This window comes from Pradoshia sp. Z4_20, assembly GCF_058216035.1.
Genome location: NZ_JBZAJD010000015.1, coordinates 33,366 through 41,806, shown reverse-complemented (window position 1 = coordinate 41,806; position 8,441 = coordinate 33,366). Strand labels below are relative to the sequence as shown.

At 36.7% G+C, this 8,441-nt stretch carries 9 protein-coding genes; all 9 read right to left on the bottom strand.

Annotation, left to right across the window (positions count from 1 at the left end):
• Positions 1-701: Flp pilus assembly protein CpaB (gene cpaB, locus AC4BHP_RS18375; protein WP_490553691.1), on the bottom strand; the 701-nt coding region annotated here is incomplete at its 3' end.
• Between the two features lie 522 nt (positions 702-1,223).
• Positions 1,224-2,102, bottom strand: coding sequence for an ROK family protein (locus tag AC4BHP_RS18370; protein WP_490553689.1), 879 nt, complete (start codon positions 2,100-2,102; stop codon positions 1,224-1,226).
• 17 nt (positions 2,103-2,119) lie between these two features.
• Positions 2,120-2,830 (bottom strand): GntR family transcriptional regulator, encoded by a 711-nt coding sequence (locus AC4BHP_RS18365; protein WP_066109866.1) that lies wholly within the window; start codon positions 2,828-2,830, stop codon positions 2,120-2,122.
• A 100-nt stretch (positions 2,831-2,930) separates the two neighbouring features.
• Positions 2,931-4,316: a glycoside hydrolase family 1 protein gene (locus tag AC4BHP_RS18360; RefSeq protein ID WP_139063889.1), complete on the bottom strand. Its 1,386-nt coding sequence runs from the start codon at positions 4,314-4,316 to the stop codon at positions 2,931-2,933.
• A 134-nt stretch (positions 4,317-4,450) separates the two neighbouring features.
• Positions 4,451-5,761, bottom strand: coding sequence for a PTS cellobiose transporter subunit IIC (gene celB / locus AC4BHP_RS18355; protein WP_066109871.1), 1,311 nt, complete (start codon positions 5,759-5,761; stop codon positions 4,451-4,453).
• A 47-nt stretch (positions 5,762-5,808) separates the two neighbouring features.
• Positions 5,809-6,138 carry a PTS sugar transporter subunit IIA gene (locus AC4BHP_RS18350; protein WP_066109874.1) on the bottom strand — a complete coding sequence of 110 codons (330 nt, stop codon included), beginning with the start codon at positions 6,136-6,138 and terminating at the stop codon, positions 5,809-5,811.
• The gene (locus AC4BHP_RS18345; RefSeq protein WP_066109877.1) at positions 6,138-6,449 is read right to left on the bottom strand and encodes a PTS sugar transporter subunit IIB; all 312 of its coding nucleotides are present in this window, start codon (positions 6,447-6,449) and stop codon (positions 6,138-6,140) included. The genes AC4BHP_RS18350 and AC4BHP_RS18345 overlap by 1 nt, the downstream gene beginning before the upstream one ends.
• A 333-nt stretch (positions 6,450-6,782) precedes the next feature.
• Positions 6,783-7,274, bottom strand: a complete 492-nt coding sequence (locus tag AC4BHP_RS18340) for a pyridoxamine 5'-phosphate oxidase family protein (protein ID WP_140462274.1) — start codon at positions 7,272-7,274, stop codon at positions 6,783-6,785.
• 218 nt (positions 7,275-7,492) lie between these two features.
• The gene (locus AC4BHP_RS18335; RefSeq protein ID WP_490553686.1) at positions 7,493-8,326 is read right to left on the bottom strand and encodes an MBL fold metallo-hydrolase; all 834 of its coding nucleotides are present in this window, start codon (positions 8,324-8,326) and stop codon (positions 7,493-7,495) included.
• Positions 8,327-8,441: the final 115 nt, after the last annotated feature.

Sequence of the window (8,441 nt, the reverse complement as noted above, 5' to 3'; positions counted from 1 at the left end):
TCCTTCTTTTCTACCGGTTTTTGCTCAACTACTGCCTCTTCTGTTACCACCGGTTCATTTTTCTTTGCGGCTTCAGGAGTCTCCGTAGCCTGACCTACATTTGATTTAATAATCCGGACACTGTCTGCGTAATTCTGCATATGTATTAATTCCGGAGCCTTGTCCAATGGAATCTCCAGTTGAACACCATGAAACTTATTATCTTTTTTGGCTATACGGGCTACTTTTACGTCTTTCATAAATATTTTAGTTTGAGCCTTATTCCCTTCCAATTTATCTGAAACGATAATATCTACACGATCCAATGCTTCCAATGCCTCATCGAATAGGACTCTTTCATCCGACATCATCGAAATCAATCGATTATTTTCTTCTAATACTACAGAGGCTTGTTTAAGAATATTCTTAGAGATGACGTCCCCTTTACTTAGCGGAACGACTAATACCTTATTTTCTAAATCACTGACATTTGTAATATGGTATTCCTCCAAATACTTCTTTGGAATATCTTTTGTCGTAATCATAGTAGGCTTTAATTCCTGTCTTGAAGAAATATCTTCATTAGCTGCATAAACGGATACAACTGTCCCTAAATCATTGTTTAAAGCCTTTACCTTCTGCAATACAAAGAATCCGGCCAAAATAGCTAAAAATAAAGATAATAGCATGAATATAATAGCTTTCCTTTTTGACTCTAACATCGGTTCCCCTCAACCCCTCTTTCCTTTACATAAAATCACAAATATTCACTTTAATAGAAATTATTATAACTTTTTACATAAATTGCAAATAATTTAATAGAATAAGATGTTAATTGGTAAAAAAGTAATATATGACCCCCTCTTTCATATTTTTAAACCTAAATTTGATAATTTTGTGACATTTTTCGTTAAGATATTTTTAAATACCCTTACATTAATTGGATAAACTAGTGCATTTTTACTATTTATTAAAAATAGCATTTGTTTTTTATAGTTATTAAAGTCTAAAAAATTAGGGATTGAATTGTAAATATATTGGGGATTTAATAGCAATCACTTGAAGAGGAGAGCAGAGATATAAAGGTCGTTTACTAATAAAAATAAACAATTTTACCCTTTAATTTTTATATTCGAAAAATAAAACTAGATATGTTGACTCAATAATTTTAACTCAAACTTATTTTCAGCCAGGACTATAGAAGAATCAAAAAAAAGACGTGTCCAACCTGGACACATCTTCCTTTATTTACCTTGAATAGCTTGATCAGCAAGAAGGAGTGAGCCAACTACGCCTGCATTGTCACCCAATCCGGGAGAAACGATATAAGAATCGATGGCTGTATCCAGTTCAGGTAATACAACATATTGATTAAGTAATTTTTTTAAATGGATATAGATAATCGGGAATACATGCTTTTGCTTCATAACCCCGCCGCCTAAAATAATCTTCTTTGGAGATAGGATTAAAATATATTGCATAAGGGCTTGAGCGATATAAAACCCTTCCATCTCCCAAACTTCTTCCCGCCCTTCCAGGTTAACCGCTTTTTGGCCCCAGCGTGCTTCAATCGCGGGTCCCGCTGCTAATCCTTCAAGGCAGTCTTGATGGTATGGACATTTCCCTTCGTAGGTGTCCATTTCATGGCGTCGAACTAGGATATGCCCCATCTCCGGATGAGATAACCCCTGTAGTAACTTTCCGTGCACAACTGCTCCTGCACCAATTCCGGTACCCACCGTAATATACAAACAGCTGTCCAGTCCTTTGGCAGCACCTAAGGTGGCCTCCGCCAGTGCAGCAGCATTTACATCCGTATTAAAACCAATTGGAACAGATAACCGCTGCCTTAATTCCTTAACAATCGGATAATCTCTCCAGGCAAGTTTCGGTGTTGCGGTAATGGAGCCGTATGTAGGACTATCGATATTTACATCAATTGGACCAAAAGAACCTACACCAATTGCATTTAGCTCATACTTTTCAAAAAAAGCGAATACCCGAGGCATTGTTTCCTCAGGTGTAGTGGTAGGAATCGTTATACGTTCCAGAATAGTTCCTGCCGAGTCTCCTACTGCACAAACAAATTTTGTACCACCCGCTTCAATCCCACCTAATAACATGTGAGCACCTCCCATAATTATCTTACTGCTACTGATATGAATGTAAAACGGTCATAGCGATGCCTGGAAAACGAATACTCGAATGGAATACCAATATCTAGATGACCAATTTGTTCTACTTCTAGTATTGGATCATGTTCACCACAATGGAGATATTTTTGATCCAACTCATTAGATTTAGAGGCTCTTATCTTCCTGTGAGCTCCACCTATCTTTAAATTCAACTTATTTTCAATGTGATGATAAATAGAATCATGCAGTACTTCTTCATTGATATCAGGAATCAAGTTGGAGGGCATATACGTTTCTTCAAGCACATACGGCTCATCCTCCACTATTCGTAAACGGATAATATGATAAACAGGTGTATTCATGCTGACTGAAAGGTTTTTGGCGATTTCTTCAGAGGGGAACTGGATATTAAACTCAATTACTTTGCTGACTATTTTTCGATCCTTCATTAAATTGGATAACCCAACAGTCTCATCACTGAGGACATTTACATTGTGATTCTGCATAGAAGATTGGATGATAAATGTACCGTGGCCACGTTTCCGATAAATCATCCCTCCCTGTGCCAAGATATCTAATGCTCTTTTCATTGTCATTCTGCTGCAATTAAATTCGCGGCATAAACTATGCTCATCCGGCATCATTTTATCAACCGGATAATATCCACTTTTAATTCGCTCTCTAATTTCATCTGATATAGTAATATACTTGGACATGCTACACCCTTCTTTTTCTAAACTTGTCTTTTTATAACATTCTCTCTTTCATTATAAAAAGAAGAAGATAGCCAAACAAGACTATCTTCAACTATCTTACTTAAAAACCATTATTTTTAGCTACCTCTTTATACCAATATCCACTTTTCTTAATGGTTCTTTCACCATCTTTATCTAAGTTTACGGAAACAAAACCATAACGATTTTTATAGGCATTTGACCAGGACCAGTTATCCATGAACGTCCATAAATGATATCCTTTTACATTGGAGCCTTCCTGGATTGCAGCATGAACCCATTGAAGATGGCCCTTGATAAAATCAATTCGGTAATCATCCTCAATCATTCCGTCAGCATTACGGAATTTTTCTTCTCCCTCTACACCCATTCCATTTTCAGAAATGAAGCATTCGATATTACCGTAGTTATCTTTCAAATTAATTAGAATATCGTATATTCCTTTTTCATAGATTTCCCATCCACGATGAGGATTCATTTTACGTCCAGGCATAACATAATTATCAAAATAGTGATCCGGCATAAATGGACCATCAGGATTCGGCATATGTTCTTTTGCCTTCACACGGCGCGGCTGATAGTAATTGACTCCAAGCAAGGATACTGTATTATTCTTAATTAACTCCAAATCCCCTTCTTCAATGACTGGCATGAAATCTTTTTCCTTCAGAATTTCAACCAACTCTGCAGGGAATTCACCTTTAACTGTTGGATCAAGGAATGACCGGTTAAAGAATGCGTCACAAATAACAGAAGCTTTTACATCTGCTGGATGCTGACTTCTCGGATAGGATGGGGTCAAATTCAAAACGATCCCAACTTTTCCATCCAGACCAAGCTTCTTATAGGCTGCAATTGCTTTGGCATTTGAAAGAATGGTATGATATGCGACTTGTACAGCATTTCGAAAATTCACTTCATTAGGATAGTGGAAATCATACAGGTATCCGCCTTCTACAGGTACGATCGGCTCGTTATGCGTAAACCATTTCTTAACGCGATCACCAAATGTTTCGAAACAAGTAATTGCATATTGTTCATAAGCATCAACTACTTTCCGATTTGTCCATCCGCCAATCTCCTGCATAGCCATTGGCATATCAAAATGGAATAGCCCAACAAATGGCTCAATATCATTTGCAATCAGTTCATTAATAACATTGTTATAAAATTCTACTGCTTTTTCATTTACTTGGCCTGTCCCATTCGGAAACATTCGTGACCAGGAAATAGACATCCGGAAGGAGTTGTGCCCAATTTCTTTCATTAATGCGATATCTTCCTTATATTTATAATAAAATTGGGATGTCTTTTCAGGTCCAACTCCATTAAAGAAGCGATTTGGCTCAACTTCATACCAATGGTCCCAAATATTTTTACCTTTTCCATCTACATCAGCCGCACCTTCAGTTTGAGTAGCAGAAGCAGCTGACCCCCACCAGAATCCTTCAGGAAATTGATAGTCTATTTGATCGTTAGTAGTTTTCAAAAAAATCCATCCTCTCGTCTCAAAGTTGATTCGTCTGTGTAGCTTAATGAGTAAGGAGACTAGCAGTAAAAGATATCTCCCTTCACTACTAGTCTTCTATTCAATGATATTTTTTATTTTTGTGCAGATGCTGCCGCTTCCGCTTCTGCCTCTTGTTCTTTTTTCACGTTAACGCGGTCAATGACTTTCAGGAATGGAAGCCATATCGCAAATACAATAGCGAAGTTTACTAGCTGTAAAATAGAACCCGCAATCGAGTTAGTTGCTAAATATCCGCTGAATCCAATTGGTACAGTCCATGGAACCGTTACGCCTGTCGGCGGTGGTACAAGACCAGTACTCATGGCAAAATAGGTAACAGCTGTCACAATCATTGGTGCAAGAACCCAAGGGATTAAGATCAATGGATTCATAACAATTGGAAGACCGAAGATAATTGGTTCATTGACATTGAATACACCAGGCAAACCGCCTAATTTAGCTACCTGTTTCATTTGTTTGGATTTAACAAAGACGAGAATGGCCAATACTACTGCCAAGGTCATACCTGTTCCGCCCATCCCTACTGTAAACGTATCCATAAATGGCTTCGAAATAATATGCGGTAACTCTTTACCTGCATTAAATGCAGCTACATTCTCTAAAGCCAATGTATTCCAGATAGGATCCATGACGGAGTTCATGATAATTTGACCGTGGAGCCCAAAGAACCAAAGGATTTGAATAAAGAATACAACAACTAGGGTTGGAATAATGCCACTGCCTAAGCCAGTAAGTGGTTCTTGAATAATCTTATAAATAACATCATGAAGATTTGTATTAAATGCTAAAGTTACGATTCCTTGTATCGCTAGGAAGAAAGTTAATGTAATAAGTGCTGGAATCAATGCCGCAAAAGATTTGGCTACTGCCGGTGGTACACCTGCTGGCATTTTAATCGTAATATCTTTTTGAACAGCTTTTCGGTAAATTTCACCTGCTACAAAAGCAGAAATCATACCAAGGAACATTCCTTTTGCTCCAAGACGATCTAGTGAGAGAACGCCTGTAATTGTTTCTCCCCCTTGTGTTTCAACCACAAACGGAGTCAGGAATAAAAAGGATGCAAGAGCAACTACTCCTCCAAATACAGCCTCAACATCATAGCTTTTTGATAGATAATATCCGATACCGAATACAACAAACACAGACATAATATTCATGGTTGCACTGCTTGCCACACCAAAAGTATCGCGGAGTGTTGTAATCGTGCCGTCACTTAAAAATGAATCCAAGAATGGTAGGTTTAATAGAACGACTACGATGGAACCGAACACGGTCAGTGGAAACGCTAACATAAAAGCGTCACGTAGGACACCTAAGTACCGGTTGTTATTCAGTTTACCTGCGATTGGCATAAGAAATTGACTAATTTTTTCAAACACGGGTCTTCCCCCTCAATTTAGGAATAATAGTAATAACCTAAAACTTTTTAGCCTTTAGCCTTAAAAATTTCCAGTATTTCTTTTACTAACTCTTTCATCGTTAAAGTAGACATCAAATGATCTTCCGCATGCATTAACAGCATAGAGAATTTCGTTTTTTCTCCTGATGCTTCCTTTTGGACCATTTGGAAATGAATATCATGAGAGATACTAAGATCTGCCTCAGCCTGCTTTAATAAGTCATCCGCTTCTTCAACATTACCTTCCCGGTAAACCCTTAACGACTGAATAATCTTACTCCTTGCATTACCGCTGTGTAAGATAAGCTGAAAGCTAACCTGTTCTTCTGTTAGTTGTTCAATTTGCAATTTTTCCATTACTTATCACCTATAAGGGAAATCGCTTGTTCATATGCTTTTTTACCATCTGCCATTCCATACGCCATCATATCGATTACATCCACTCTAATGCCATGTTTGTCTGCTTCTTTTTGCAGGTCAGCTTTAAGGAAACTCATTTGAGGGCCAATTAATACGACGTCTGCATCTGCCATTTCAGCTTTTGCCTTATCCTGACCTACTGCCCAAATTTTTGCATCCTCACCAATTGATTTGGCATGCTGCTCCATTTTAGTAACCAGTAAACTAGTTGACATACCTGAACTGCAAGCTAATAAAATTTTTCTCATATTTAAAACTCCCTTTATAGTAATATGGTAAAACCGCTTACATTTACTATTATAGACAGTTAGATTTAAATGTCTAGTCATTTGATAAAAAATGAATAAATTTTATGAAATTTCTATACTACTAAATTCACAGAATGTTCACTCTGAATGATATAAGATGAGCTATTAATGAGTGAAAGTACCTGAATTAAAGTGCATATTGTTGAACAGCAATCTAATAAAATAACGAACATCGCCTTTAAGATTCCTTTACAATTATCCAAGAAAAAAGGTATAGAAAAAGGGCATACCTACTTTAGGCATGCCCTTTTTCTATGCAATATTTAGTATTTTCTATTTTAATTCAATTGTTTCATTTATATTCTCTGTATCTGATTCATTCTTTGTTAGCTTCTTATATAAATTAACAATGTTTTTAGTGAGATTTCCGGTTTCCCAATATTCTGCTGCTTCTGCTTCTACCTTAATTAAAATGATATTTGGGTCATCCACACTTGTTTCCAGTAGCTTTTCATAGGCTGCATTCCAGAGTTCTTTTTTCTTGTTAATGTCATTTACAATTTCAGCTTTACCTCGAATAGAAACATAGGATCTACCGGCATACGCTACATTGACTTCCGGACGTTCCAGCACCTCTTTATATTTATCTGTTTCTTTCTTTGTAAAAAACCATAGATCCCCATCAAATTCGACTTCCTGAGTTTTCATTGGACGAGAAATCAATCCTTCACTAGTCTGTGTGGTGAGCATTGCAGTATCTACATCTTTAATTAACTCTCTTAATTTCTCCAACTCTTGTTTGTTCTCATTTTGAACATTTGACATGAAATCACCTCTTTGGATTTTATAGGTATTTTACCCTTCCACTAACCTTTTAATCGTGATATTGGTATTTAACCTGTAATTTACCACCTATTAATGACTCTGGGTTTCAAATAGTTGATGGCAGGGCAATACATCATATCCTATAGAGGACTTACATTAAAAAATCCGAATCTGTGGAACTATGCTCAAGACCCCAGATTTATCTATGTTAAATTACTTTATTTTAAAGCGATATTTTCTTCATCATACTTTAAAAGAACCGAATTTATAATATGAATGGAATCCCATTCTCCTTGTGAAAATTTCGTAATAGGATAGTTTCTTGGGAACAGGGATTCTTTGATTTGATATGGTGTTTTCCCCTCTTTATACTGTGTAATCACTTTTTCCTGAATCTCCAACAAATAATCCAGTTTTCTTTGTAATGCGATACGCCCTTTCTTTAAAAAGCCTGAGTGACAGCAATACACCTCTTCAAAATCATAGGTTAAGACATGCTTTAATGAATGAATGATAGCCGGTACACTTTCCTCCCGTAACACAACCTTTGTCCGAGGCTGACAATATAAATCCCCTGTAAACAACTGTCCGGTTTGCCGATTTAAAAAAGATAGGTGATCCTTTGAATGGCCTGGAGTCTCAATCACGTCCCATATAGCATGACGAGAGGCAAATGTTTTACCGATTTCCGTACCCTCAAATGGTTTTCGTCTACCCCAAAAAAGTTTGCGATACAATGGATAATCTGCTTTTTTGCGGCAATAATCAATCATCATCTTATTCATAAGAATGGGTACTTGATACTTCTGCTGTAAAAAAGCTGCACAACCTGTATGGTCTTCATGATAATGTGTTACAACAACCTGATCTATCTCCAAATCATTAAAAAATGGCCAAAATTCCTTTTCAATTGATTGAGCACCCGTATCAATTAAAACTCCATCCACACAAAAAACATACACATTCATATGTACATTAAGTAACGAAATGGTTCCATTCCCCGTCTGCATTCCATTTACCATCTCTGTTGTAAAGCTCTTTTTAGCTATCATCCCACTCCTCCTTACCGCGATTATTCGTTAAATATTATCACATAATGAATCATTATTCATTATGTGATTTACATGTGAGGAAAAATGTTTATTAATTTTAGGATTCTATCTTCTG

What these genes read in the sequence shown, in the direction of transcription:
- AC4BHP_RS18370 (WP_490553689.1), bottom strand. Translation starts at nt 2,102, where the DNA reads ATGTTATTAGGTGGGATTGAAGCGGGTGGTACAAAATTTGTTTGTGCA.
- AC4BHP_RS18365 (WP_066109866.1), bottom strand. Translation starts at nt 2,830, where the DNA reads ATGTCCAAGTATATTACTATATCAGATGAAATTAGAGAGCGAATTAAA.
- AC4BHP_RS18350 (WP_066109874.1), bottom strand. Translation starts at nt 6,138, where the DNA reads ATGGAAAAATTGCAAATTGAACAACTAACAGAAGAACAGGTTAGCTTT.
- AC4BHP_RS18345 (WP_066109877.1), bottom strand. Translation starts at nt 6,449, where the DNA reads ATGAGAAAAATTTTATTAGCTTGCAGTTCAGGTATGTCAACTAGTTTA.
- AC4BHP_RS18340 (WP_140462274.1), bottom strand. Translation starts at nt 7,274, where the DNA reads ATGTCAAATGTTCAAAATGAGAACAAACAAGAGTTGGAGAAATTAAGA.
- AC4BHP_RS18335 (WP_490553686.1), bottom strand. Translation starts at nt 8,326, where the DNA reads ATGATAGCTAAAAAGAGCTTTACAACAGAGATGGTAAATGGAATGCAG.